This is a genomic window from Bradyrhizobium sp. ERR14, from assembly GCF_014198235.1.
Taxonomy (GTDB): Bacteria; Pseudomonadota; Alphaproteobacteria; order Rhizobiales; family Xanthobacteraceae; genus Bradyrhizobium.
This window is the reverse complement of record NZ_JACIHD010000006.1, coordinates 32,672-58,993: the sequence shown is the minus strand read 5'-3', so window position 1 is coordinate 58,993 and position 26,322 is coordinate 32,672. Positions and strand designations below refer to the sequence as shown.

Annotated in this window: 18 protein-coding genes; 8 read left to right on the top strand and 10 right to left on the bottom strand. The window is 65.5% G+C overall.

Annotation, left to right across the window (positions count from 1 at the left end; genetic code table 11):
* The first annotated feature begins 21 nt into the window (after nt 1–21).
* Entirely contained in the window at nt 22–1,605 is a 1,584-nt protein-coding gene (locus GGD62_RS18560) for an MDR family MFS transporter (RefSeq protein ID WP_092256511.1), read from the top strand.
* Nucleotides 1,606–1,710: 105 nt separating this feature from the next.
* On the opposite strand, the gene GGD62_RS18555 is transcribed toward GGD62_RS18560, so the two are convergent.
* From GGD62_RS18555 to GGD62_RS18545, 3 genes are all read right to left on the bottom strand, one after another.
* A complete protein-coding gene (locus GGD62_RS18555; protein ID WP_183709389.1) occupies nt 1,711–3,411 on the bottom strand; it encodes an alpha/beta-hydrolase family protein in 1,701 nt (566 codons plus the stop codon).
* 27 nt (nt 3,412–3,438) lie between these two features.
* Complete coding sequence (locus GGD62_RS18550) at nt 3,439–6,999, bottom strand: GAF domain-containing protein (protein WP_183709386.1); 3,561 nt, start codon at nt 6,997–6,999, stop codon at nt 3,439–3,441.
* 86 nt (nt 7,000–7,085) lie between these two features.
* A complete protein-coding gene (locus tag GGD62_RS18545) occupies nt 7,086–8,762 on the bottom strand; it encodes a thiamine pyrophosphate-requiring protein (protein ID WP_312014272.1) in 1,677 nt (558 codons plus the stop codon).
* Between the two features lie 482 nt (nt 8,763–9,244).
* On the opposite strand from GGD62_RS18545, the gene GGD62_RS18540 reads away from it, so the two are divergent.
* Nucleotides 9,245–9,916, top strand: coding sequence for a type 1 glutamine amidotransferase domain-containing protein (locus GGD62_RS18540; RefSeq protein ID WP_092256502.1), 672 nt, complete (start codon nt 9,245–9,247; stop codon nt 9,914–9,916).
* A 617-nt stretch (nt 9,917–10,533) separates the two neighbouring features.
* Here the strand turns inward: GGD62_RS18540 and GGD62_RS18535 are convergent.
* From GGD62_RS18535 to GGD62_RS18505, 7 genes are all read right to left on the bottom strand, one after another.
* Nucleotides 10,534–13,287 (bottom strand): calcium-binding protein, encoded by a 2,754-nt coding sequence (locus tag GGD62_RS18535; protein ID WP_183709382.1) that lies wholly within the window; start codon nt 13,285–13,287, stop codon nt 10,534–10,536.
* Nucleotides 13,288–14,355: 1,068 nt separating this feature from the next.
* Complete coding sequence (locus GGD62_RS18530) at nt 14,356–15,951, bottom strand: MBL fold metallo-hydrolase (protein WP_183709380.1); 1,596 nt, start codon at nt 15,949–15,951, stop codon at nt 14,356–14,358.
* Nucleotides 15,948–16,868, bottom strand: coding sequence for a ribose-phosphate pyrophosphokinase (locus GGD62_RS18525; protein ID WP_183709378.1), 921 nt, complete (start codon nt 16,866–16,868; stop codon nt 15,948–15,950). The genes GGD62_RS18530 and GGD62_RS18525 overlap by 4 nt, the downstream gene beginning before the upstream one ends.
* Nucleotides 16,865–18,406 carry a thymidine phosphorylase family protein gene (locus GGD62_RS18520; protein WP_183709376.1) on the bottom strand — a complete coding sequence of 514 codons (1,542 nt, stop codon included), beginning with the start codon at nt 18,404–18,406 and terminating at the stop codon, nt 16,865–16,867. The genes GGD62_RS18525 and GGD62_RS18520 overlap by 4 nt, the downstream gene beginning before the upstream one ends.
* Nucleotides 18,407–18,621: 215 nt before the next feature.
* Entirely contained in the window at nt 18,622–18,786 is a 165-nt protein-coding gene (locus tag GGD62_RS18515) for a Flp family type IVb pilin (RefSeq protein WP_018315817.1), read from the bottom strand.
* Nucleotides 18,787–19,075: 289 nt separating this feature from the next.
* Entirely contained in the window at nt 19,076–19,312 is a 237-nt protein-coding gene (locus tag GGD62_RS18510) for a hypothetical protein (RefSeq protein ID WP_183709374.1), read from the bottom strand.
* A 57-nt stretch (nt 19,313–19,369) separates the two neighbouring features.
* Nucleotides 19,370–20,365, bottom strand: a complete 996-nt coding sequence (locus GGD62_RS18505; protein WP_183709372.1) for a Ku protein — start codon at nt 20,363–20,365, stop codon at nt 19,370–19,372.
* Nucleotides 20,366–20,602: 237 nt separating this feature from the next.
* Between GGD62_RS18505 and GGD62_RS18500 the strand changes: the two genes are divergently transcribed.
* The 6 genes from GGD62_RS18500 (at nt 20,603) to ccmI (ending at nt 26,297) form a co-directional block, all read left to right on the top strand.
* On the top strand, nt 20,603–20,758 hold the full coding sequence (locus GGD62_RS18500) for a hypothetical protein (protein WP_018315820.1): 156 nt from the start codon (nt 20,603–20,605) through the stop codon (nt 20,756–20,758).
* Nucleotides 20,759–20,988: 230 nt separating this feature from the next.
* On the top strand, nt 20,989–21,654 hold the full coding sequence (locus tag GGD62_RS18495; RefSeq protein WP_018315821.1) for a response regulator transcription factor: 666 nt from the start codon (nt 20,989–20,991) through the stop codon (nt 21,652–21,654).
* Nucleotides 21,655–21,748: 94 nt separating this feature from the next.
* Nucleotides 21,749–23,125 (top strand): sensor histidine kinase, encoded by a 1,377-nt coding sequence (locus GGD62_RS18490; protein ID WP_018315822.1) that lies wholly within the window; start codon nt 21,749–21,751, stop codon nt 23,123–23,125.
* A 160-nt stretch (nt 23,126–23,285) separates the two neighbouring features.
* A complete protein-coding gene (locus tag GGD62_RS18485; protein ID WP_179734108.1) occupies nt 23,286–24,686 on the top strand; it encodes a hypothetical protein in 1,401 nt (466 codons plus the stop codon).
* Between the two features lie 100 nt (nt 24,687–24,786).
* A complete protein-coding gene (locus tag GGD62_RS18480) occupies nt 24,787–25,056 on the top strand; it encodes a hypothetical protein (RefSeq protein WP_028143006.1) in 270 nt (89 codons plus the stop codon).
* A gap of 131 nt (nt 25,057–25,187) precedes the next feature.
* On the top strand, nt 25,188–26,297 hold the full coding sequence (gene ccmI / locus GGD62_RS18475; protein ID WP_092256895.1) for a c-type cytochrome biogenesis protein CcmI: 1,110 nt from the start codon (nt 25,188–25,190) through the stop codon (nt 26,295–26,297).
* Nucleotides 26,298–26,322: the final 25 nt, after the last annotated feature.

Sequence of the window (26,322 nt, the reverse complement as noted above, 5' to 3'; positions counted from 1 at the left end):
GCCCCACGACGTCCGAGCGAGATGAACAAGTTCGACCGGCAGAGCAGTTCTGCCGACATCCAGACTTTGCCTGACGATATCGCCGAGGAGCTGTCCCGGCTTCCGAGCGAGGTCATCAGCGTCGATGACGCGCCGTCCATCGCGCCGCCGGTGCCGCTGTCGCAGGACGAGGTCCGCACCATCGTCATCAGCCTGATGCTGACGATGTTCCTGGCGGCCCTCGACCAGACCATCGTGGCGACCGCGCTGCCGACCATCGGGCGCCAGTTCCAGGACGTCTCCAATCTCTCCTGGGTCATCACCGCCTATCTGCTCGCTTCGACGGCGGTGGCGCCGGTGTTCGGCACGCTCAGCGACATCTACGGCCGCCGCGTCATGATCATCATCTCGCTCAGCCTGTTCGTGGCGGGCTCGGTGCTGTGCGCGATCGCACCGAACATGCCGATGCTGATCCTGGCGCGCGGCCTTCAGGGGCTCGGCGGCGGCGGCATCATGCCGGTCGTGCAGACCGTGATCTCGGACGTCGTCTCCCCGCGCGAGCGCGGCCAGTACCAGGCCTATTTCTCCAGCGTCTGGATGGTCGGCGGCATTTTGGGCCCGGTCATCGGCGGCGTGTTCGCCGAGCATCTGCACTGGTCGATGATCTTCTGGATCAACCTGCCGCTCGCGGCCGCGGCGATCGTGATGCTGCTGCCGAAGATGAAGAAGATCCCGGTGTTCCACCGCAAGCGCAAGGTCGACTGGCTTGGCGGCGTGCTGTTGATGGCCTCCGCCGTCGTCTTCATGCTGGTGCTGACCTGGGGCGGTTCGCGCTACCCCTGGCTGTCGCCGACCGTGCTGGCGATGGTGGGCGGCGCCGTCGCGCTCGCGGTCAGCTTCGTCTGGCACGCCCGGCGGGCCGACGAGCCGTTCCTGCCATTGAAGCTGCTGACTGGATCGGTGGCGCCGTTCGCGCTGACCGCCGGCGGCTGCGGGCTCGGGGCGATCACCGGCCTCACCGTGCAGCTGCCGCTGTATTACGAGTCGGTCTACCATTTGAGCGCAAGCGAGGCCGGCCTCGCGCTGATCCCGCTCGCGGCGGTCTCGACCGTCGGCGCGGCCGTCGCCGGCCGCACCATGGCCCGTGCCAAGCACTACAAGCGCGTCGCGATCATCGGCACCTCCTGGGCCGCGCTGTGCGGCCTCGGCCTCACGCTCACCACCCTGCCGCTGTGGGGCTTGCTGACACTGATGGCGGCATTCGCGCTCGGGCTCGGCACCACCTTCCCGGTGTGCGTCGTCTCGCTGCAGAACTCGGTGGCGCGCCCGCAGGTCGGCACCATCACCGGCGCGATGAACTTCTTCCGCTCGCTGATGTCCTCGTTCACGGTCGCCGCGTTCGCCGCGATCCTGCTGATCGCGCTCGGCATCGACGTGCCGCTCGCCGGCGAGCACCACGCCGCAGGCGCCGTCGCTATCCCCGCTGACGACATGCGCCACGCCTTCCGCTACGTGTTCGGCGCCGCCACGGCGTTGATGACCATCGCCGCGCTGTGCCTGATCGCGATGGAGGAGCGGCCGCTGGCCGGTCCCGCCACGGCGCAGCCGGTGGAGATGGCGGAGTAGGCGCCTAAAGCGCGATGCGATGAGGATGAATCGTCATCGCGCTTTAGGTTGTTGTTTAAGCATGATCTCTTCGGAAAACCGCTGCGCACTTTTCCGGATCATGCTCTAGCCGCCGCGATCGGGATCGTCGTCGGCATTGCCCGCGCCCGTCTTCCGCGCTTTCGCCGCAAGCTGCTCTTTGAGCTGCGCCAGCGCGCCGGCGGACCAGTCATGGACATCGGTCACTGCGATCCAGGCATCGACATAATGCTCGGGCGCGTAGACATGGCCAAAGCCCATCGGCGTGTTGGTCGCAACCGCCATGTCGAGGGCGAGCTGGAGCATCGTCACGATCGGATACCAACGCAGCTCCGGTGACACGTCCGGCCCGCGCGGCGCGCTCATCCAGGCCGGGGCCTGGTAGGCATCGCGATAAGCGAAGAACGTGATCGCGTCGCTGGCATATTGCAGGTAGACGACGCGCATCGGACCCCACGGCGCGTCTGCGGGGACCGTCGGTCCGTTCTGGTTCATGAAGCGCACGAAGCGGTTGTCGCGGAATTCCGGCAGCCACGCCGGCGATCCCGGATTGCGGTTCGCAGTGATCGAGCGCCAGAAGCGGCTCTCGAACGGCGCCCCGCTCCATAGCGCGCCGGCGATGGGATCGCCGATCATCTCGAACAGCTCCGCGGATTTCTCCGAATTCATGGCCCCAAGGCTGAGCCCGTGCAGATACAGTTTCGGCCGCCTGTCCTTCGGCAGCGTCGTCCAGTAGCCGTAGATCTCCGCGAACAGCGCGCGCGCCGCCTCCGCGCCGTATTCGGGCTGAAACAACAGCGACATCGGGCTGTTGAGATAGGAGTACTGCATTGCGACGCTGGCGACGTCGCCATGGTGGAGATATTCGACGGTGTCCATCGCAGCAGGGTCGATCCAGCCGGTGCCGGTCGGCGTGACGACGATCAGGATCTTGCGATCAAAACCGTGCTGGCGCTTGAGCTCCTCGAGTGCAAGCCTGGCACGCGCCTGCGCGGTGGCGCCGCCGGCGAGGCCCACATAGACCCGGATCGGGTCCTGCGCCGGCCTTCCGCTGACGGCGCTGATCTCGGTTGCGTTCGGACCCGAGGCAATGAAGCGGCGCCCCATGCGCCCGAGCTCTTGCCACTTCACCAGTGATGCCAGGCTTCCGGTCCGACCGGGATCAGTCGGCTGCGGCCGCTCGGGCTCGAGCAGGACGTCGAGTTCGCGGAAGGAGGAGTCGAGTGCGCGAAACGCCGCGTTGATCAGGACATTGCTGGCGATCGACCAGAACAGCAGGCCCGCGGCGAGCACGCCGATGACGTTGGCGAGCTTCCGCGGAATGACGCGCCTCGTATGCTCGGCGAGGAAGCGGGCGAGGAGCGTGAACAGCCGCCCCAGCACCAGCAGCACGACGAAGGTTATCAGGGCGATGATGCAGACCTTGAGCGGATGCGCGGTCTCGACCGGCGCCATCTTCATCACGGCGCGGATCGAGTTCTGCCATTCGGCTGCTCGCCACAGAAAGACGATGACGACGAGTAGGCAGGCGGCTGCCGCCAGCGCATTCGCAATCGATCTGGCGCGCGCCGACGGCTCAGGCAGCTCGAGATAGTGCCACAGCCGCCGCCACAGCACGCCGGCGAAATAGCCGATCGCAAAGCAGCCGCCGGCGAGGACGCCTTGGGTGAGATAGCTCCTGGGGATCAGCGTCGGCGTCAGTGCAGCCGCGAAGAACAGCGCGCCAAGCATGAGGCCGACGCCGGATAGCGAGAGGAGTTGTCGCCGAATGAACCGCGCCAGATTCATCAAAACGCCTCCCGGGCGAAATTGTCCTCAGGGCTTGTCTGAAAAGCTGCTCTTGCGCGGCAGCACGATCGTGAATTCGGTGAACTCGCCGGGCGCGGTCGCGACGTCGATCGTGCCGCCGTGCTGTTTCACCACGATGTCGTGGCTCATCGACAGCCCGAGGCCGGTGCCTTCACCGGCCGGCTTGGTGGTGAAGAACGGATTGAACATCTTCTCCTTCACCTCGTCCGGGATGCCGGTGCCGTTGTCGCGGATGCGGATCTCGACGTGATCGCCGCGGTCGCGGGTCGCGGCGGTCACGACCGGCTCGTAACCGGCCGCCTCGGTCTCCGCCTTGCGCTTGGCGACCGCATGGAATCCGTTTCCGATCAGGTTCAGCAGCACCCTCGTGATCTCCTGCGGGAACACGTCGGCCGAGCCTGCGGCCGGATCGAGCTCGCGTTTGAGCGTCACGTCGAACTGCGGCTTCTCGGCCCGTGCGCCGTGATAGGCAAGGTTGAGGCTCTCCTCGACCACGGCGTTGACGTCGCTCAACCGATGCTCGCCGCCGCCCTCGCGCGAATGCAGCAGCATGTTCTTGACGATGGAATCGGCGCGCCGTCCGTGCTGGACGATTTTCCCGAGATTGTCCTTGAGAAGCCCGGTGAGCTCGTCGACTTCGCCGCGGATATCGTCCGCGAGTGTCACGGGCGCGAGCACCTCGTTCAGCTCGTCGGTCAATTCGGCGGACAGCGAGGCAAAATTGTTGACGAAGTTGAGCGGGTTCTTGATCTCGTGCGCGATGCCGGCGGTGAGCTGGCCGAGGGAAGCGAGCTTCTCGGTCTGGATCAGGCGATCCTGCGCCGCGCGCAAATCGTCGAGCGACTTCGCAAGCTCCCGGGTGCGGTCCTGCACTTCGTCGAAGAGGCGCACATTCTCGATCGCGATGACGGCTTGGTCGGCGAAACTGGTAACGAGTTCGATTTGCTTTTCGCTAAACGGCCGGATCGCGCGACGTGCGAGAACAATAGCGCCAACGGTGCTGCCTTCGCGCAGTAGGGGCACACCCAGGAAGCTACGCGGATTGCCGCTCAATTCCTGGCCTTCAAATGAGTAATCGGGGTCCTCGAGCACATCGGTGACATGAACAACCTTGTCGCCGAGCAGAGTCCTGCCCGTGATGGTGCGCCTATCCGGCCGGACCGGAAGGTCTCTTACATATTCGACGAATTTGGCTGGAAAGCCGTAGGAGCCCGCCCGGAAATAGGAGCTGCCGGATTTGCGGGTAATCGCCGCCATATCGGCTTCGCATAGTCGCGCCGCCGATTCGACCAGCGTATCGAGCACGGCCTGCAAGTCGAACGCCGAGCGGCTGATAACCTTGAGCACGTCGGCAGTCGCCGTCTGTTGTTGCAGCGACTCGGTCAAATTCTCGGTGCGCTGACGCAATTCACTGAGCAGCCGCGCGTTCTCGATGGCGATCACGGCTTGCGCTGCGAACTGGTTCAGCAGGGTGATCTGCTTCTCCGAGAACGGTCGGCTCTCCTGCCTGAAGATCATGACGTTGCCGACCACACGCTCATCCTGAAGCAACGGCACCGCGAGCAGGCAGCGGGCGCCGCCGAGATCGACCAGCGCCCGACCATTCGGCTCGCCGCTGCGATAGACGTCTGACTCCAGCAGGTCGACAATTTCGACGAACGGTTCGCCCTTCAAAAGCCGCGCGGGCGCGGTGGCCGAACCATAGTTGAGGGGCGCCTTGCGCCGGTATTCATCGTAAGCGGGGGGCAGTCCGTAAGTGGCGGCTGTGCGGAACTGCGTGCCGTCGTAGGTATTGAGCACGCCGAAGCTGGCGCCGCAGAGCTGCATTGCCTTGCTGAGCATCGCCTCGAATACCGGCGCGAGATCCCCGGCCGATCGGCTGATGACGCTGAGCACCTCCGATGTTGCAGTCTGCTGCTCCAGTGACTCTGCGAGTTCGTGCGTCCGCGCCTGCACCTCGTTGAACAGGCGCGTGTTCTCGATCGCGATCACGGCCTGGTCGGCAAAGGTCTTGAGCAGGTTGATGGCCTTGTCCGGGAATTGGCCGGCTTGCGGCCGCGTCACGGCGATGGTGCCGATTGCGACGCCGTCGCGCAGCATCGGCACCGCGAGGATGCTGCGATAGCCCCGCGTCCGCGCCAGCTCCTTCATGGCGTCGGTGAGATCAGGCTCGTTCTGCATGTCGCTGCGGAAGGCATACTCTCCGCTTCGAGCGACCCGGCTGTGGATGCCTGGCGACGACAGCGGTGCGGGGAACGAGCTGAGCAGATCGGCATTGCCGGCTGCATTATCCGTGGTGAAGGCGGCCAGATGCAGCTTGCCGTCGACCACGCGGGTGACGGTGGACGAATGTCCGCCGATCAGTGCCTTGGCGCTGTCGGAGATGGCCTGGAACACCGGCGTGACGTCGGCAGGCGAAGCCGCGATCACCTTGAGGATGTCGGCGGTCGCGGTCTGACGCTCCAGCGCCTCCCGCGTCGCATTGAACAGGCTGACATTCTTGATGGCGATCACAGCCTGGTCGGCGAAGGTCTGCAGCAGCCGCACATGATGCTCAGTGAAGGCGCCGGTCGCACGGCGCGTCGCGATGATGATGCCGATCGCTTCGCCCTCGCTCATCAGCGGCGCGAACAGCATGCTGCGATATCCGCGGGCGCGCGCGATGTCGCGGGCGGCCGGCTCGAGCTCGGTGTCGGGCAGTTGCGCCGCCGTACCCTTGGCCACGAGCTGGTAGGGCGGGAACTGCGCGAACGGCACCGGGAACGAGGCCTGCAGCACGCGATCGCCGGCCGGATCGGTCGGCGTGAACGCGGCAAGGTGGGCGGCGCCATCGACATAGCGCAGCACGGCCGTGGAGAAGCCGCCGATCAGCCGGTTGGCATTGGCCGCAATGGCCTCGAACACCGGCTGCACGTCCGAGGGCGAGGCCGCCATCACCTTCAAAATATCGGCGGTGGCGGTCTGGCGCTCCAGTGCCTCGCGCGTCGTGTTGAACAGCCGTGCATTCTCGATCGCGATCACGGCCTGGTCGGCAAGGGTCTGGAGCAGCTGCACGAGGTCGGGTGCGAATGCGCCCGGCTCGGCGCGGGTGACGCTGATCATGCCGACCGGCGTGCCCCGGTTCATCAGCGGCATGAACAGCACGCTGCGGAAGCCGCGCAGCCGCGCCAGATCGCGGTTCAGCTGCGGCACGTCGGCGGCTTCGCTGTCGGGAAACTGGATCGTCGCGCCGCCGCGTACCAGCGCAAAGGTCGGAAACTCCGTGATCTTGCGCGGAAACGACGCCTTGAGCCCTTCGTCGGCCTCCGGGCTGGTCGGCGTGTAGGCCACGAGGTGCAGCTCGTCGCCGATGAATTGAAGCACGGTTGCGGAGAAACCGTCCAGCAAGCGCTTGGAACTCGACGCGATCGCCTCGAACACCGGCCGGGCATCGGAGGGCGAGGCCGCGATGGTCCGCAGGATCTCCGCGCTGGCGCTTTGGCGATCCCGCGCAGTTGCCAGCGCGTTGCGCAGCTGCGCATTCTCGGCTGCGAGCTCATCGGCGATGTCATGGGAAAGGTTGGTCATTTGCAATCCGGCTTGATGCCGCGACAGGCGCGGCACCGAGGCGGATTATCACATTCCCTGCGGCCGGAGCCAGCGTCTGGCTTGCCTCACGTGCCCGGCCGCGACACCTCCGTCTCCTTGCTGGTGATGAACTCCAGCAGCACCGGGATGCCTTCTTTCGTCTTCTCGATGCCGCGCTTGATCGCGGGGATGATGTCCTCAGGCCTCGTCACCCGCTCGCCATAGCCGCCGAAGGCGCGCGCCATTGCGGCGTAGTCGCCAGAAATGTCGGTCGAGCGATATTTTTCGGTCGAGACCGGCATCACCTTCAATTCGATCGCCATGGAGAAATTGTTGAGCAGGATCGACATGATCGGGATGCGCTCGCGCACCGCGGTCTCGAAATCCATGCCGGTGAAGCCGATCGCCGCATCGCCCCAGACGTTGATGCAGAGCTTGTCGGGCTTTGCCAGTTTCGCCCCCATCGCCAGGCCGAGGCCGTAGCCGAGCTGCGTCGTCTTTCCCCAGCCGAGATAGGTGAGGGGTTTTACCGATTTCCAGAACGGCGAGAGCTGGTCGCGCGGACTGCCGGCATCATGCGTGATGACAGTGTTCTCGATGTCGACGGTGTGCTGGAGATCCCACAGCACGCGATACGGGCTGAGCGGCGCGTCATTGCTGGTGAGCTTCGGCATCCATTTCGCCAGCCACTCCTTGTGCGAGGCCGCGATCTCGGCCGCGACCGCTGACGCATCGCGATCAGCAGTGACGGTCTTGCTGATCTCCTCCAGCAGCGCGTCGAGCACGAGGCCGGCGTCGCCGACCAGGCCGATCTTCGCCTCTACATCCTTGTTGAGATGGTTGGGATCGAGCGTGGAATGGATGATGGTCTTGCCCTTCGGCATCGCGATGCCGAAGTTCGTTTCCGTGAAGGAGCAGCCGATGCCGAAGATGATGTCGGCCTCGGCGAGGAATTTTGGCACCGCGCGCGGCACCGCAAGTCCGCCGGAGCCGAGCGAGAGCGGATGCGTTTCCGGGAACGACGATTTTCCGCCTAGGCTGGTGGTGACGGGGGTCGCCAGCCGCTCCGCGAGCCGCTTCAACTGCGGCCAGGCCTGCGCGTAATGCACGCCCTGGCCGGCATAGATCACCGCACGCTTGGCGTTGACGAGCAGGGCTGCCGCCTCCTTTACATGCACGGGGTCGGCGCCGTAGCGGGTGCGCAGCACCGGCGTGTAGTCGAGCGGCTCCGGCACCTCCTCGTTCCACATGTCCGAGGGGATTTCGACGATCACGGGACCGCCGCGGCCGTTCTTCAGCTTGGTGAAGGCGCGGCGGAAGATGTTGGCGACCTCGGCGGCCAGAATGATCGGCTCCGACGATTTCGCGAACGGCTTCATCGCCTCGCTGGAATTGAAGTTCGGCTCGATATGCGCCAGCCGGCGCTGATAGCCCATCGGCAGCACCAGCACGGGAACGGATTCGCCAAAACACTGCGCGACGCCGCCCATCGCGTTCTCCGCACCGGGCCCATGCTGCATGCAGAACGCGCCGATGCTGCGTCCCGAGGTCACGCGCGAGATCGCATCCGCCATGTGGATGCCGACGCGCTCCTGCCGCACCATCACCGGGCGGATCTCGGCTTTCGCCGCATGCTCGATCAGATGATTGACCGGATAGCCGCAGAGGATCTCGATCCCCTCGCGCCTCATGATTTCCGCAATGGCGGTGCCGAGCTTCATGGCGTCTCTCTCCCTTGAGGCTTGACCGGTTGATCCGGCGATTACGGGGAGAGGATCAGGAAATTCAGGAGGCGTAAAGCGCGGTGGATCACACCGGCGGGTAGGTCAGCCATGCAGAACGCGCGCGCAGGACGGGGCGCCATCGTGACGTTGAGATTCGCCGCGCCGTCTCACCATTGATCAGAATGTCGCGACGAGACGTACTCATGCGCTGCGCTGCTGTCGCAATAGGGAACTCACCGCATCCGGCTTGCTTCCGAATTGGCATCTGTCATCGTTGCCGTGCGAATTTGAAACCGCGCACCGATGCAAAGGGGATTCGGTTTGACAGTCACGGATGCTCGAAGCACGCTGGCGTCGACATTGCGAAGGGGGGCATATCGACATGGTCGAGCTCAGGGTGAACGGGATCAACCGGAGCGTCGACGTTGTTCCCGAGATAGTCGGGCAGCCCTGTCCGAACTGATGCGTTCCCCGCGTCGCACCAGCGCGACCCCACACGGCGTCATCGAAAGGAAGAAAACGTGACCCAGCATGTCCTCTTCATCGTCACCAACGCAGCCGTGATCGGTCCGCATAGCCGCAAGACCGGATTCTTTTTCGCCGAGATCGCCCATCCTTTCGAAGTGCTTGACAAGGCCGGGGTCGCGGTCGAGTTCGCATCCCCGGCCGGGGGATGGACGCCCTACGATGCGTATGACGAGAAAGATCCCGCCCAGAGAGATTTTCTCGCGAGCAAGGCCTTTCGTCGCCTGAATCACAGTCGCAGACTGTCCGAGGTGGACGCTGCCGACTACGACGCCATCCTGGTGCCCGGCGGTCTTGGGCCCATGGTGGACATCCAGCGCAATGCAACGGTCCAGAGTGCCGTCGTGCGCGCCTGGACCACCGGCAAGCTCGTCGCCGCTGTTTGTCACGGGCCATGCGCGCTGCTCGGCGTCAACCTCGGTGATGGCACCCCGTTCGTGCGCGGCAAGAAGCTCACGTCCTTCTCGAGGAAGGAAGAATACGACTACGCCCGCGATGATGTGCCTTACGAGCTCGAGGACGCGTTGAGGGCCGAGGGCGCCGACTACTCGTCGGCCGCCAATTGGCAACCTCACGTCGTCGTCGATGGCCGGCTCATCACGGGGCAGAACCCCGCTTCGGCCGGACCGTTGGGAAAAGAGTTGCTGTCCGCCCTTAAGGATCGGTGACGTCCTATCTGCAGCCCTGGCAGATCATCAGCTTTCGCTTTAACGCCCCATCTTCCTGATCGGGGCCGTCCGCATCCGCATGGGACCCGGTGTTCTTTGCGGCGCGTGACCTCATTGGCGGCGTCGCCTGGTGCGGGGCGTCATTGTCATCGACGGTGCCGATGCTGAAGCCGTCGTAGTCGACGGCCGGATTCGGTATCGCTTGAGGCCGGCCTATCGTGGGTCTCGAAGTCTCTCTGCCGGCCGCCGGCGGAGCCCTGTTTGTCGTCACGCGTGCCGGCTTGGTGGCACCCGGACGCGGCGACGCATCGGGCGCAGCAAGCGAAACCGGCGGGGCGACCGAAGTCTGGCTTCTCGCGTTCTGGTGCGGCCATGCGACGACAAACATGAGGCCGAGAGCCAGGAGCGTCACGCGTCTCATCCGCATCCTTTCGGCGGCTCAGGTTCAACGATCGATGGCATGGCCCGCCGAACCACGACGCGGACAGAGTATCAGGACCAGCCTTGCCGTCAAAGCGTCATGGTCCGGACAGCGCGCTGCGCCATCCGGGCGGTATTCGGCTGCGTGGCCCGACAGGCAAGACCTGCCGGCGCCGGGCGAAGCGCGCCTCGTCGGCTCAGACCAGCGTGCCCGCATGGAAGCTTGCTTGGGCGAGCAGCGATTGAATCACGACATTGTCGCCGGGACCGCCATCCAGCACGTCGAGGCCGCCGCCGCCGATCAGCACATCGTCGCCGACCCCGCCGAGCAGCGTGTCGTTGCCGGCGCTGCCGATGAGCACGTCGTCGCCGCCACCGCCGTCGAAGACCAGATGCGGCCCGCCGGGGCCGACGCCCGACGCCTCGATCACGTCGTCGCCGCTGAGGCCGTTGATGGTGATGGTGTCGTTGAAGTCGAAATTCTCGATCACCATTTGGCTTGCCAGGCCGTCGATCACCAGCGCGCCGTTGCTGTTGAGCGACAGCGTGATGACGTCGTCGCCGGTGGTGCCGTTGATCACGATGTTGTCGGCCGCGCCGTCGCCGCCGGGAGTGCCGGGGACGCCGCCAAGGTCGATCTTCACCTGCGTCACGTCGGTGCCGCTCATGTCGCCGACAATGATCTTGTCGGCGCCGCCGCGGGCATTGAACGCGATCGTCTCGACGCCGCCCGTGTCCATCGTGATTGAGGCGACGTCGCGCGTCAGCTCGGCGCGGGCGCCGTTGGCGAAGATGTTGATGGTTTCCGCGATGTTGGCGCCGTTGAACAGCAGGGTGTCGCTGCCGGCCTGGCCCTCGATCGTGTCGTTGTCGTCGCCCGGATTCCAGACGAAGGTGTCATTGCCCGCGCCCATCAGCGCGACATCGTTGCCGTCGCCGCCGTTGATCAGGTCGTCGCCCTGGCTGCCAATGATGGTGTCGTTACCGATGCCGCCGTTGATCGTCAGCTGCAGCACGCCGGCGGCGAGCCCGCTGGCGTCGATGGTGTCGTCGCCGGCAAGGCCATTGAGCGTCAGCTGATCGGTTGCGTCCATTGCGGTCAGGTGGCTGGCCGCGTGCAGGCCGAACACCGTGACGCCGGCGGCATTGCCGCTGACGCCGAACGTATCGGCCCCCTGGGTCGCATCGACCGCGACGGTATCGACGGCGCCGTCGGGCGTTCCGGCCGAACCGCCGAGGTCGATGTTCACCCGCGTCACGTCGGTGCCGGTCAGATCACCGACCGTGACATGATCGCTCCCGCCCAGCGCGTGGATATCGACCTGCTCGACCCCGTGCAGGTCCATCGTGATGTTTGCGACATCGCGCGTCAGCAGCGCGCGATCGCCGTTGGCGGCAATGGCGATGTTCTCGGCAATGTTGGCGCCGAAGAACCGCAGCGCGTCGACGCCGGTGCCGCCCTCGACGGTGTCGCTGCCGTCGCCCGGATTCCACTGGACGATATCGTTGCCGGCGCCCAGCAGGGCGACGTCGTTGCCCTGGTTGCCGTCGATGAAATCATTGCCGTCGCCGCCGATCAGCGTGTCGTTGCCGGCGCTGCCGAGGATCGTATCGTTGCCGGCGCCGCTATCGATCGTCAGGTGCACGATCCCTGCGACCAATGCCGCCGCCGAGATCGTGTCGTTGCCGCCGAGGCCTTGGATGAGAAGCGCATCGTTCGCGCCTTCCGCACTGGTGATGGCGACATCGGCCGGCAATCCCGTGATCGCAACCGAATTGCCGGAGCCGGACACCTCGATGGTATCGGCGCTGCGGGCGCCTTCGAGCGTCACGGTATCGGCCGCCCCGTCTCCGGTGCCGCCTGATCCGAGATCGATATTGACCTGCCTGACGTCGGTTCTCGTCAGGTCGCTGACGACGATGTTGTCGCTGCCGCCCTGCGCGTTGATGGTGACGGTTTCGATGCCGTCGAGGTCCATCGTGATGTTGCCGACATTGCGGGTCAGCAGCGTGCGTCCGTCATGGGCAGCGGACAGGGTGATCTCCTCACCGATGTTCGAGCCGTTGAACAACAGGGTGTCGGTGCCGGCCTGTCCTTCGACCTTGTCGCTGCCGTCGCCGGGATCCCACTGGAAGGTGTCGTTGCCGGCGCCGAGCAGGGCGGTGTCGTTGCCTTGATTGCCGTCGATGAAGTCGTTGCCATCGCCGCCCAGCAGGCGGTCCGCGCCGTTGCCGCCGAGGATCGTGTCGTTGCCGGCCCCGCCGTCGATCGTCAGATTGATCAGTGCGGCGAGATTGCCAGTTGCGGTGACGACGTCGTCGCCGCCGCCGGCCTTGAGCACGAGGTTCTCGGTGGTGCCGATGTCCAGCGAGAACGGGGCCACATCGACCCGGTCGAAGCGCACGCGTGTGCCGTTGGCCGTGATGGCGAAGGTCTCGCCGCCGTTGCCGCCGTTCACCTCGGCGGTGTCGATGCCTTCGCCGCCTTCCATCAGGTCGCTGTCGTCGCCGGGGTTCCAGATCATGCGGTCGTTGCCCGCTTCGCCGAACATCTGGTCGTTACCGTCGCCGCCGATCAGCACGTCATTGCCGGAGCCGCCGAACAGCAAATCGTTGCCGCCCTTGCCGAACAGCGTGTCGTGACCGGACTGGCCGAACAGCATGTCGCCAGCGGATCCGCCGGTCAGCGTATCGTTGCCCGCGCCGCCGAACAGGTTCGCCGCAGGCATCGCGCCGTTGCTCTCGTCTATCGTGATGATGTCGTTGCCGTCGAGGCCGAAGGCCTGGATCAATTTGGTGTTGGCGACCGTCGCGGGGCCACCCTTGATTGCGACCGTGCCATGGTTGACAACGATCGTCCCGGCTGCGTTGCGGCCCAACAAGACCGTGTTGTTGTGGCCGTTGCCAACGACGCTGAGGATTCCGGCAGAAAAATTTGCTGTGACAGCCATGTGCACTCGCTTTGCGTGATCGAAATGGGCCGTGCGGCGGTATTGCCGGGGCGAACGGCAGACGATCTCATCTGTAGGCCGGGATGCCGGTTCCGGCTTGACGAAGCTCTTCCGAGGGCCTCCTGTTTTTCTTGAGAACAGCTTGATTTTCGGAAGGAGCGCGGGTTTCGGGGCGCTCCACCACCCCAACCACCATTCGTTGTGTTGCCCGACGGGCAAAACACACCAGCGGTGGGTCCACCCCCTCGCGTCAAAATATTCGTATTTACAGAAATTCCGTTTTCCCGTACAAGCCGAAACATCCCGCCCGCCACAAGGGGCGTTTCGCGATCGTCACGGGACGCGGGCCGGGATGCGGTGGCCGCGACGGCGTCGGCGCGTCATGTTGGTTGCAGGGCGGGGAAACCCGTGAGCGGCGACAGGCGCGATACGACACGGCGCTGACAGCGTCTCTGTCCAGTCTCGATGGCGAGCGCACGCCAGCAATCGGGAATGCGAATGGGGATGTGCGCGGACGGAGAAGTCGTGTGGTCCTGACGCCCGGGGTCTGTGCGTCAAGTCCTGCGGTGATGTCGCGCCAACCGGCGCGCATCGATCATTCCCGCAAGGCGACGGGGGCAATAGTGCATCGCTCCCCGAGGAGAGCACGAAGGACACCGTGAAAACCATCGCGCAGGGAAGGCCGGGCGACCGGCACACCTGTCGTCCACCCCGTGCGCGCTTCTTGAGCACACGCGGGACTTCGGGTGCCAGCCGGCGCCCGGCCTTCCCTGCGCCCTTGCTTTTGACGAGGGCGGAAGAAGACAGCAAAGCTCGGGCGAAACCAGCCGCGAGGATGAGCAGCCATGTCTATCGTCTCTCGCAAAAAAAACGGTCTCGTGCCCCGGACGCAGCGCAACGCGCCGCGTCTTCGCGGCGTGGTGCGCTGCAGAGCCGGGGCCCATGCATCAAAGAACGCTGCAGCGCGTCCGGGACACGAGACAGACGCACTATGGCCGCACGCTCGCTTCCGCACTCCGCAACGACGAGTGTGCGACGCTTTGCGGTCAAACGTCATTCAGCCTCCCGCTACGCCTTCTCCTCCAGCGCGCGGCGCAGCCTTCGGATGATGACGCCGCGGGCGCGGTCGTCGGCGGCTGCCCCAACCCTGTCGTTGATGTCGAGCATGAGCTCCGACATCTCGTTGTGCCAGTCGAGACGGGTCACGGCCTCCGGTGCGAGCCGCCGGCGGTGATCGACGTCGAGCACGCGCGGTTCGGCAGCGGCGAGCTCGTAGATATCGTCGAGCATCGGCTGGTAGACCCTGGCCGCCGGAACGATGCGCTCGGCGACGCGTTCGGCGAGGCCCGCGATCGCGCCTTCCTCACCATGGACCAGGAACAGCCCGCGGGCGATGGGCCGGCGCGCCGCGATCCAGCTGGCGATGCCGGCGCCGTCGGCATGGCCCGAATATTCGTCGATCATGCGGATGCGGGCCGCGACCTTGATCTCCTCGCCCTGGATCCGCACGGCCTTGGCTCCGTTCTGGAGAAAGCGGCCGAGCGTGCCGTTGGCCTGGAAGCCGGCGAGCAGCACGGTCGCGCGCTCGTTCCACAGCCAGCGCTTCAGATGATGGCGAATGCGGCCGGCATCGCACATGCCGCTCGCGGCGATGATGATATGGAATCCGGACAGGCGCATGATCGCCTTGCTCTCGTCCGCGGTCTCGGTGAATTTGAGATGCGGCGAGTTGAGCAGGCGCGCAGCGTCGACGGATGGGTCGAGGCTCTCGGCATGGCGGCGGAACACTTCGGTGGCGCGGATCGCGAGCGGAGAGTCGAGGAAGATCGGTGCGGTCGGAATCTCGCCGTGCTCCATCAGGTCGACGAGGTCGACGATCAGTTCCTGGGTGCGCTCGACCGCGAAGGCAGGCATCAACAGCGCGCCGCCGGCCGTCGCGGCATCGCGCACCTCGGCCGCGAGGTGCTTGCGGCGGAGATCAGGTGTGGTGGCCTCGCGCAGCCGGTCGCCGTAGGTTGCTTCCGAGATGACGTAGTCGAAATCGGCCGGCGCTTCGGGATCGGGCTGCAGCAGCTTGGCCTCCGGCCCGACATCGCCGGACAGCAGCACGCGCAGCGGGCGTGGCGCGCCCCGTTCGGCGATTTCGAGCTCGATCGAGGCCGAGCCGAGCAGATGGCCGGCGTTCCAGTAGCGCGCGCGGACGCCCGGGATCACGTCGGTCCAGCGTTCATAGTCGACGGCGCGAAACGATTGCAGCGATGCGATGGCGTCGGCCTGCGTGTAGATCGGCTGAACCTCCTTGCGCCCGCGCGAGGCGTTGCGACGGTTGAGCTGCGTGACTTCCGATTCCTGGATGCTGCCGGCGTCGGGCAGCATATAGGAGCAAAGATCGATCGTGCCGCGCGTTGCCAGGATCGGTCCGTCGAATCCTGCGCGCACGAGCTTCGGCAACAGGCCGCTATGGTCGATATGGGCGTGCGTGAGCAGCACGGCATCGATATCGGCGGGGCGGAACGGAAAGGCACCGTAGTTGAGCTCCTTCAGCGTCTTCTGGCCCTGGAACAGGCCGCAATCGACCAGGAAGCGGCCGGTCGCGGTCTGGAACAGATAGCTCGAACCGGTCACGGTGCGGGCGGCGCCGCAAAATCGAACGGTGATGCTCATGGCGTCGTCTCCGGAAGATGTATCGTGGTCAGCTCGGACCGCAAGGCGGCCGCGAGACTCTCGTCGAGCGCAATCGCGTTGGTCGGATGCGGCACGCTGTCGGTCGAGCGGATCGAGCGGATGCCGGCTTCGGTGAATGCACCGATCATCGCAGGCGGAAACAGCGCGTGCGTGATGACCGCATCGACGGAGGTGGCGCCCATCGCCGTCAGGGCCTTCGCCGCGGCCATCAGCGTGGTCCCGGACGAGACGATGTCGTCCACCAGGAGCGCCGGCCGTCCCGAGAGCAGGCCGGGATCGGCAAAGCTGATGGCCACGGAACGATCGCCGTGCCGCGTCTTTCGCGCCACCGTGTGCTGCAGTCGCAGCCGGCTCGCGATGTCGCTTACCCAGGGCTCGGACTCCATGTCGGGCCCGATCACGATAGTCGCGGGGTCGATGCCGCTTGTGGCCAGCGCGTTCGCGATCGCTGGCATGGCGGATAGGTTCTCCGCTTCGATGCCTGGAAAGACGGACCTGATGTCGGGGGTGCGGTGCAGGTGCGCATCCACGGTGACGATGCGATCCACGGTCGTTGCAAGCAGACTGCCCATGGCACGCTGGCTGATGGCCTCGCCCGCATGAAATGCAGCATCCTGCCGCATGTAGCAGAGATAGGGCGCGACCAGGACCAGCCGCTTCGCACCGTTGCGTCGCAGCGCCTCCGCGGCGAAGAGCAGGGCGATCAGCTTGTCGTTGGGTTGGTCTAGCGGGGCATGGAGGATTGTGGTGTCGGTCGCCGGCGCGACGGCAACGCGCAGCTCGCCGTCCGGAAAACGATGCACGGCGATCTCGCCGCAGGAAAGCCCAAGCCGCGCCGCGAGGTGCTTCGCCGCATCGCTGCCGCCGGGCAGTGTCTGGAGCGCGATCGTGCTCACGACGCTGACTTGCCTTGCAGGGCGTCATGACCGTTGACGACGAACCCGGTCTCCTCAGTGGCGGCATCGGCGGCCAGATCGTGCTCAGGGCGGTCGAACGTGTAGACGCGATAGAGTGGCTCGCCCTGCTCGACGCGATCGCCGATCTTCTTGAACAGGCGGATGCCGGCGCCCTTGTCGAGCGGCGCGCCGGCGGTGCGGGCGAGGCGGTTCAGACGCAGGCAGTCGATCGCGGACACGGTGCCGTCATGCGCCGCCTTGACGTCGAAGCTGAGCGATCCGAGCTCGCTGCTGCATGTCGACGGACCCTGGGCGTCGATGATCTTCTGCATCTGCTTCAGCGCCGCGCCGCTGTCGAGCAGTTCGCGCGCCCTCGCATAGCCGGCGCCGCCGCGCAGCTTCGGATCGTATTCCAGCAGATGGGCGGCGAGCCGGAGCGATTTCTCGCGCAGGTCGCGCGGCGCGTCCTTGTCGTTGCCGAGCACGGCCATGACGTCATTGGCCTCGAGCACCGGCCCGATGCCGTTGCCGATCGGCTGGCGTCCGTCGGTCGTGATCACCTCGACCGTGCGGCCGAAACGGTCGCCGACGAATTCGAACAGCTTGCGCAGCCTCATCGCCTCGACGCCATTGGTGACCTTCGCGGTCGGGCCGACCGGAATGTCGATCAACAGATGCGTCGAGCCTGCCGCGATCTTCTTGGACATGATGGAGGCGACCATCTGCTCGCGGGTATCGAGGCACAGCGGACGCTCGACCGAGATCAGGACGTCGTCGGCCGGCGACAGGTTCACGTGCCCGCCCCAGATCAGGCAGCCGTTGCAGGCCGAGACGATCGCCTTCATCTCCTCGACGCCGACATTCACCCGCGCCAGGACCTCCATGGTGTCGGCGGTGCCGGCAGGCGAAGTGATGGCGCGCGACGAAGTCTTCGGCATCGGCAGGCCATGGGCGGCGACGATCGGCACCACGACCATCGAGGTGCGATTGCCGGGAATGCCGCCGATGCAATGCTTGTCGACGACGACAGGCGTCGGCCACACCAACTGCGTGCCGGCCTGGGCCATCGCCCCGGTGAGGGCGAGCAGCTCGTCGCTGGTGATGAAGCTTGCCGAACCGATCAGGAAGGCGGCGATCTCCATGTCCGAGTAGCGATAATGCGCGAGGTCGTTGATGATCGCGCCGATTTCGGCCTGGCTCAGGGTTCGCCCGCGGATCTTCGCGCGCACCGCTTCCAGGCTCTCCGGCGGCGCGGCGGGCCTGACCGTGACCAGCGTGCCGGCGCCTTGCGCGAAGCGCCGCAACGCGGGTTCAGAGAGTCCGATCTCGTCCGGGGCCACCAGCGTATCGTCGTCCGTGATCAGCAACGTCGCGAGCAAGACCTTGCTGCCCTGACGCAGCTCGACGCGGCTGAAGCCGCGGAAGATCTCGGCGCGCAGCGCCTTCGACTGCCTGGAGACGACGACCACGTTCTCGCGGCCGGTATCGAGCCGGACGCGGCGGATCTTCAGTTGGGAGTGCGGAAGGTCTGGATGCATGAACAGGCCGGCAGGGAGGAAACACGGCCTCCATGCTTAGACATCGCCGTTCTGATGCTGTTGACCCAGATCATGGCCCGCGCGCGGGACATGGGTGGGCTGCTGCGGGCCGTCACGCAGGCGCGCTGCTGCAGGCGCGTCGGTCTGGAAATGACAGGGGAAGCCGCATGCCGTGGCGATATCGCCGATGTTGGCCGGCCAAATCGTGGATCGGGCTACTTTATCCCGGTGCTGATCGCGACAAACTTGTTGTTGAGGAGGGCGCCGCCCATGGTGTTCACGGCCGTTATGATTGCCAGCGCGATGCCTGCGGCAATGAGGCCGTACTCGATCGCGGTTGCACCATTCTCATCGGCAAGGAAGGACCTAAGCAAACGCATTGCCAACTCCCGTTCATCCGATCCAACGTATGGTCGCGTCGTTATCGGACTTGCAAAAGGATCGAATAAGTATTTATGCGCGCCAAAAGAATTAAGCCCCGGCGAACGCGTTCCTGCTCATACGACGGCATTCATTAAATTAAGGTTCTATCGATCCGTCCAAATGGATTCATACCGGCAGGGCTCCGCCGGGCTGCGCGGGCGCAGCGCCCGTCAGGGCGCGATCGTGCGGCCGCTTAACCGATTGTTGAGCCTGTTCGCCAACGGGCCGGCAAGGACACCATCGCGCTCATCCGCGCCGGTCCTCCGCCTTCAACGCCCGCAACATGGCGATGCGGGCGAACATCACCCAGCCGCCGCCCGTCTCGGCCGCATTGATCAAGGTCTCGATGGCGGTCTGCCAGCGCGGCTCGTGCTGGACGTCCTCGGGCAGCCGCATGATGTAGTCGGCCGCCTCCTGAAGCGTCAGCAGCTGGCGCTTGTTGCTCACGCGAACGGGGTCGTCGAACGCCGTCGACCAGGGCATGTCAGGCCGCCTGATCGGCGAGGGGTGGCATCACGGCGCAATCGCGGGGGGATGCGGCTAGCCGGCCTTCTTCGCCCGAGCAGGCGCGCGCACCGGCTTGTCGGCCTTCTTCGAAGTTTCCCTGGTCGCTTCCCTGGTCGCCGTCTTCGCAGCAGCGTCCTTGCCGCCTTTGCCGGCGATCGGCAGCAGCATCTCGCGCTGGCCCGCGACGCGCTTCTTGGGCTTCTTGGCTTTGGCTGCTTCCTTGGCGACCTTCGCCGCAGGCGCGGCGTCCTTCTCGTTCGCGATGCTCTTCTTCAGCGCGTCCATCAGGTTGATGATGTTGCCGCCGCTCTTCGGCGCGGCCTTGACGGTGATCGGGGCGCCACTGCGCTTCTTGTTGATGAGATCGATCAGCGCGGTCTCGTAATGGTCCTCGAACAGCTCGGGCTCGAATGCTCCGGACTTCTTCTCGACGATGTGCTTGGCGAGGTCGAGCATGTCCCTGGTCAGCTTCACGTCCTGGATGTCGTCGAAATATTCAGTCTCGCTGCGGACCTCGTAGGGATAGCGCAGCAGCGTGCCCATCAGCCCGCTTTCGAGCGGCTCCAGCGCGATGATGTGCTCGCGGTTGGTCAGCACCACGCGGCCGATCGCGACCTTGTCCATGCTGCGGATGGTCTCGCGGATCACTGCATAGGCGTCATGGCCGACCTTGCCGTCGGGCACGAGATAATAGGGGCGGATCAGATAGCGGTTGTCGATGTCGGCCTTCGGCACGAACTCGTCGATATCGATCGTGTGGGTCGAGTCGAGCGCGATGTCGTCGAGCTCGTCCTTGGTGACCTCGATATAGGTGTCGGTGTCGACCTTGTAGCCCTTGACGATGTCCTCGGAGGTGACCTCGTCACCGGTCTCGGCATCGACCTTGAGGTACTTGATCCGGTGGCCGGTCTTGCGGTTGATCTGGTTGAAAGAGACCTTCTCCGTATCCGAAGTGGCCGGATAGAGCGCGACCGGGCAGGTCACGAGCGACAGACGCAGAAAACCCTTCCAATTGGCGCGGGGGGCCATGGGCTACTCCAAACGCAACAAGGACAGACTTACGAGGATACCATCGGGAAACAGCGAATCATAGCAAGGCCGGGCGTTGAATCTTCCAACTGCGTTAACCGGCCGTAGGGCGTGGGGTTGCTGTCCCGATCGGGTGGCAAAAGCCGGAACATCACATCGGATCGGGCGTTGGCTCCGCATACACGGCTGCGAGGAGGTCGCGGTCATCGGAGGCGACACGCAGAGATTGAGGGCATCATGGCAACCACGCGAGAGCAGCGTCAGATCGTCGAAACACCAACCGAGGCGCGTCAGGGCGAACCTGGGCCGTCAGTTGCCGCATTGCTCGCCATCTCGACCGGGCTTGCGATCCTGATCCTCGCCGTCATCTGGTTCGTGTTCTTCCGGACCTGACGGCCGAATTCACGGGAAGGGCGGACCTTCCGACCTGCCGCGGCACGCGGCACACTGCGCCCGCCATGTTGCCGGCTCGTCCGGTCGCATGGCGGGCGCAGTCGCATCGGCTGCTGACCTATCGTATATGACCAAAAAGTAACGCGCCCGGTTCCCCGCGTTCATATTCAGTTCACGCCGGAATTGCTCATCTGGTGTGGTGTTGATGCGGCCTATGTCTGGAGAGAAGCGTGCGCCTGCTCGTTGTTGAGGACGACCCCGATCTCAATCGCCAGCTCACCAAGGCGTTGACCGACGCCGGCTATGTCGTCGATCGCGCCTTCGACGGAGAGGAGGGGCACTATCTCGGCGACAACGAGCCGTATGATGCCGTCGTGCTCGACATCGGCCTGCCGAAGAAGGACGGCATCTCGGTGCTGGAGGCCTGGCGCCGCAACGGCCGCACCATGCCGGTCCTGATCCTCACCGCGCGAGACCGCTGGAGCGACAAGGTGCAGGGCTTCGATGCCGGCGCCGACGACTATGTCGCAAAGCCGTTCCATCTGGAGGAGGTGCTGGCGCGCATCCGCGCGCTGCTGCGCCGCTCGACCGGCCATGCGCAGAGCGAGCTGAGCTGCGGTCCCGTCACGCTAGACACCAGGACCGGCCGCGTCAGCGTGTCAGGCAACCCGGTCAAGATGACCTCGCACGAATATCGGCTTCTGGCCTACCTGATGCACCATTCCGGGCGCGTGGTCTCGCGCACCGAGCTGGTCGAGCACCTCTACGATCAGGATTTCGACCGCGACTCCAATACGATCGAGGTGTTCGTCGGCCGCATCCGCAAGAAGCTCGACGTCGACATCATCCAGACCGTCCGCGGCCTCGGCTATCTCCTGACCCCGCCGGCCGCCTGACGCGTTCCGGGGCTTGACGGGCAGCCCGGCAGGGGCCTTGGTCCGGTCATGAGCTCTGACGCCCCGCCATCCTGCGCCTCCCGGGATCCTTCCGATGGCCGCTAGTTCGCTTGCGACCCGCCTGTTCCTGTCGGCGACCGCCTGGCTCGTGGTGATCCTGGCCATCACCGGCGTGGTGCTGTCGTCGGTCTACAAGAACGCCACCGAGCGCGCCTTCGACAGGCGGCTCAATCTCTATCTCCGCACCCTCATCGCCGAGGTCGCAACTCCCGACGAGCCGCCCGACCGCCAGTTCCAGTCGCTGGGCGAGCCACTGTTCGAGCTGCCGCTGTCCGGCTGGTACTGGCAGATCACGCGGACCGACACCGAAAAGCCGGAGGTGCGCTCCTCGCGCTCGCTCTGGGACAAGAAGCTGCCGAAGCTGGAAGAGCAGGGCGCCGAGCTCACCGCCGCCGGCATCCGGCTGGCCTATGTCGACGGGCCCGAGGGGCAGAATCTGCGCATGGTCGAGCGTCCCGTCGATCTCGGCGCCGACGGCAAGTTTCTGGTCAGCGTCGCCGGCGACGACACCGAGATTTTCGACGAGACGCGCAGCTTCGACTATTATCTCGGCGGCACCTTCACCGCGCTCGGCATCGTGCTGCTGCTGACGACCGTGTTCCAGGTCCGCTTCGGCCTCGCACCGCTCAAGCGCATCTCGGAATCGATCGCCGACATCCGTTCCGGGCGGGCGGAGCGGCTCGAGGGCGAATTCCCGGTCGAGATCGCGCCGCTGGCGCGCGAGACCAACGCGCTGATCGATGCCAATCGCGAGATCGTCGAGCGCGCGCGCACCCATGTCGGCAATCTCGCCCACGCGATCAAGACGCCGCTCTCGGTCATCGTCAACGAGGCCGGCGCCCACATCACCGATCCCTTCGCGGCCAAGGTGATGGAGCAGGCCGATGTGATGCGCGACCAGGTCGCTCATCACCTGGAGCGCGCGCGTATCGCGGCGCGAGTCTCGGTGGTCGCGACCGTGACGGAAGTGGCGCCGGCCATCGAGGCATTGCGGCGGACCATGGAGAAGATCCATCGCGACCGCGGCATCGTCGTCGAAGCCAAGGCCGATCCGTCGGCAAAATTTCGCGGCGAGCGGCAGGATCTGGAGGAGATGGTCGGCAATCTCGTCGACAATGCCTGCAAATGGGCGGCCTTGCGCGTCTTCATCGAGGTCCTCGTGGAGCCGCCGCACCAGGCGGGGGTGGGCCCGCGGCTGCGGATCATCGTCGATGACGACGGCCGCGGCCTGTCGGAAGCCGAGCGTGCGCAGGTCTCGCGGCGCGGCCAGCGGCTCGACGAGTCCAAGCCCGGCTCGGGTCTGGGGCTGTCGATCGTGACCGACCTCGCCGCGCTCTATGGCGGCAGCCTCTCGCTCGGTGGTGCGCCGACCGGCGGCCTGCGCGCCGAACTGGTCCTTCCCGGCATGTAATCCATTGTTCCGACGAGGTTATTCGTCCTCGTCGATGCCCGGCCGCAGCAAACTGGCGGGATTCGGTCCGACGTCCTAAACGGCTTCTTAAGTGGGGGCCTCCTATGATCGCGCCGGACCCATCCCATGTCCGCCATTTTACCGTGCATTACCCGGGCGCATGAGCCAGACATCGATCGAGCGGCTGAGGGAATATCTCGCGCAGCTCCCGCCGCAGGCGCAGGCGCTGCTGATGCGGGAGTTCGAGCGCGCGCTGGAGCGCGGCCAGGACACGGCTGTCGCGACCCTGGTGCTCGAGCAGTTGCGCAAGATCGTCCGCAAGTCCGAAGCCGATGAAGCCCCGCCGCCGCGCACGGACGATCTGTCGCGGCTGCTGTTCCAGGCGTTGGAACCGTTCCTGATCGAGGCTGGCGTCCCGCTGCGGGTCGGGCAGATCCGCCGCACCTCGCTCCAGCCGATCTGGCAATGGCTCGGCCGCGACGGCGCACCGGGCAAGGTGAACGAATTCGAGGCAGCGCTGGCGCGGATGCCCCCCGATAGTGCGGGGCAGGTCGAGGCCCTCGCGCAGAAGCTCCAGGGGGTGGCTGCGGATGCCATTTTCGAGCTGACCGGTCCCGGCGGCGGCGACAAGTCGCGCGCGCTGGCCCGGGTCGGCGCGCCCAACGTGATCGAGGACCTCTATTCGATCGGAGCGGTGCTTCAGGTCCGGGAGGCCATCGCCGGCTTGAACGAGAAGCTGCCGCGCACCTTGCGCGCTTTCGGCGATCCCCAGATCGCCTCGGTGACGTCGGCGCTCAACATTCCGGTGCTGCAGACCCCGCAGATGCTGCCCTTCGCGCTGTCGATCGTGGTGCAGCGGATGACGGCCCCGTGGCAGATCATCCGCCTCGCCATCAAGATTGCCGCGTCCGACGACGAGATCCGCGTCGCGGCGACGCCTTACGGCGTTGCCGTCACGATTGCGCTGCACGACCTGTCCTGTGTTGCCGCCACCCTGCGCATGGACATCAAGCGCGGCCATTTCGACAATGTTGCCGGCAACCTCAAGGCGTTGCACGACGGCGTGCGCGGCCTGCGCACCGAGCTCGACCTGCGCAACGATTCCGCCTGGGGCAAGCAACTGACCTCGATCCGGGCCGACATCTCCAATGCGCTGCAATCCGAGATCGACAGCGTTCCCGGCCGCGTTCGCCGCATCCTGCGCCAGCGCCCCGAGAAAGACATTCCGCCGGGTGCGCGGATCGACAGCACCGAGGTGGAGGAAACGGCGGCGCTGATCGATTTCGTCGCGACCTGCCGCAATTATGCGAGCGAGCTTGCGATCAACGAGGTGACGCTGCGCACCTATTCCGACCTCCAGCAATATGTCGAACGTTCGACCGAGCAGCTGGTGCAGTCGCTGCGCGCCGCCGATCACAAGGTGCGCACCTATCGGCAGCAGCAGGTGCAGGCCGCGATTCGCTTCTGCCAGGTGCTGTTTGGCGATGATTACGCCTCGTTGATGAGCCGGGCCGCGGAGAACGCAGCGACCGGCGAGCGCAAATCGTCGCGCGCAAGCTAACCTAAGCGCATATTTTCGTGATCACAATTTGTGGTTGACGGTGCCAGTGGTGCGCCGTACGGTCCCCGTGCAAGTCCGGGGAACTTCTATTTGTGGGCGCATGAAACCCGTTATCAGCTCCATCGAAATCGAGAACCGCATCATTGTTGCCAAGTATCAGAGACTGATGGTCGGTGCCAAAGTGGTGCTGGTCGAGAAGGCAAGCGGTCGGCAACTCTCCGAGACAATCACGAGGGTTGCATCCCCGGTTCCGGTCGGAGCGCTGCGCATCAGATTGCCGGACGCAGTCAAGCCGGGAACATACTTCCTGAGGGCCTTCAACGGCCACGGTGAGGACGCCGCGCAAAGTACGGACTTCGAGATCGGCTAAGCCGTTGGATTTTCACCGTTTCGAGACCGCGCGCGGTCGCGCCAAATTGACAATTGTCAATTGCCGCATCGTCCGGCCGTGGTGTAAAGCCACCTATGGGCGCGGTTCGTGCGCTGCCGGAAGCTTGCCAGATGACGCTATGGTTCGTGTTCGCGCTGATGACGGTCGCGGCGATTTTCGCCGTGCTCTGGCCGCTTGGCCGCAATGGACGCGCGCAAGACCAGGGCAGCGAGGTCGCGGTTTACAAGGACCAATTGGCCGAGATCGAGCGTGATCTCGCCGCAGGCTTGATTCCCGCGCCGGACGCCGAGGCTGCGCGCGTCGAGATCAGCCGCAGGCTGCTCGCTGCGGCCGCCAGCGAGCCAGCCATGGCGCCGAAATCGAATCTCAAATGGCGCCGCGCGGCGGCCGTGCTGGCGCTCGCGGGCCTGCCGCTCGTTGCGATCGGCATTTATATGCCACTCGGCTCGCCCCGGCTTCAGGACTTTCCCCTGGCGCAGCGCGAGCGCGGATCCGGGTCCGGCGTGGCGCAGTCGCTCGAGAATCTCGTCGTGCAGGTCCAGCAGCATCTGGAGAAGAATCCGACCGACGGGCGCGGCTGGAATGTGCTCGCGCCGGTGCTGGAGCGGCTCGGCCGTTTCGACGATGCGGTGCGCGCCTATCGCAACTCGCTCACCTACAATGGCGAGAGCGCGGAGCGCCGGTCCGATCTCGGCGAAGCGATCTCGGCTGCCGCCGGCGGTGTGGTGACCGTCGAGGCCAAGGCGGAGTTCGAGCGTGCGCAGGCCCTGAACGCGGACGATCCCAAGGCGAACTACTTCCTGGGCCTTGCCGCCGAGCAGGATGGTCGCAAGGGCGATGCAGCCACGATCTGGCGCGCGCTGCTTGTGAAAGCGCCCGCGGATGCGCCGTGGCGTGCCCTGGTGCAATCCTCGCTGGCGCGGGTCGGTGGCGGGACGATGCCGGCGTTGTCGGACGAGACGATCGCTGCGTCCAAGGATATGGCCGAAGGCGATCGCAACGCGATGGTGCGCGGCATGGTCGATCGTCTGGCCACCCGGTTGAAGCAGAACGGCGACGACGTCGATGGATGGTTGCGCCTGGTGCGCGCCTATCTCGTGATGGGCGAGCGGGACAAGGCCATGGGGGCATCGGCCGATGCCCGGCAGGCGGTTGCCAGCGACGCCGAGCGGCTGCGCCAGCTCAACGAAGGCCTCAGGACTCTCGGGCTCGGCGGATGACGATGTCGGAACGAGCGAAGCGGAG

Coding starts and splice junctions, on each gene's coding strand:
- GGD62_RS18560 (WP_092256511.1), top strand. CDS start 22: ATGAACAAGTTCGACCGGCAGAGCAGTTCTGCCGACATCCAGACTTTG.
- GGD62_RS18555 (WP_183709389.1), bottom strand. CDS start 3,411: ATGAATCTGGCGCGGTTCATTCGGCGACAACTCCTCTCGCTATCCGGC.
- GGD62_RS18550 (WP_183709386.1), bottom strand. CDS start 6,999: ATGACCAACCTTTCCCATGACATCGCCGATGAGCTCGCAGCCGAGAAT.
- GGD62_RS18535 (WP_183709382.1), bottom strand. CDS start 13,287: ATGGCTGTCACAGCAAATTTTTCTGCCGGAATCCTCAGCGTCGTTGGC.
- GGD62_RS18530 (WP_183709380.1), bottom strand. CDS start 15,951: ATGAGCATCACCGTTCGATTTTGCGGCGCCGCCCGCACCGTGACCGGT.
- GGD62_RS18520 (WP_183709376.1), bottom strand. CDS start 18,406: ATGCATCCAGACCTTCCGCACTCCCAACTGAAGATCCGCCGCGTCCGG.
- GGD62_RS18515 (WP_018315817.1), bottom strand. CDS start 18,786: ATGCGTTTGCTTAGGTCCTTCCTTGCCGATGAGAATGGTGCAACCGCG.
- GGD62_RS18510 (WP_183709374.1), bottom strand. CDS start 19,312: ATGCCCTGGTCGACGGCGTTCGACGACCCCGTTCGCGTGAGCAACAAG.
- GGD62_RS18505 (WP_183709372.1), bottom strand. CDS start 20,365: ATGGCCCCCCGCGCCAATTGGAAGGGTTTTCTGCGTCTGTCGCTCGTG.
- GGD62_RS18500 (WP_018315820.1), top strand. CDS start 20,603: ATGGCAACCACGCGAGAGCAGCGTCAGATCGTCGAAACACCAACCGAG.
- GGD62_RS18490 (WP_018315822.1), top strand. CDS start 21,749: ATGGCCGCTAGTTCGCTTGCGACCCGCCTGTTCCTGTCGGCGACCGCC.
- GGD62_RS18485 (WP_179734108.1), top strand. CDS start 23,286: ATGAGCCAGACATCGATCGAGCGGCTGAGGGAATATCTCGCGCAGCTC.
- GGD62_RS18480 (WP_028143006.1), top strand. CDS start 24,787: ATGAAACCCGTTATCAGCTCCATCGAAATCGAGAACCGCATCATTGTT.
- ccmI (WP_092256895.1), top strand. CDS start 25,188: ATGACGCTATGGTTCGTGTTCGCGCTGATGACGGTCGCGGCGATTTTC.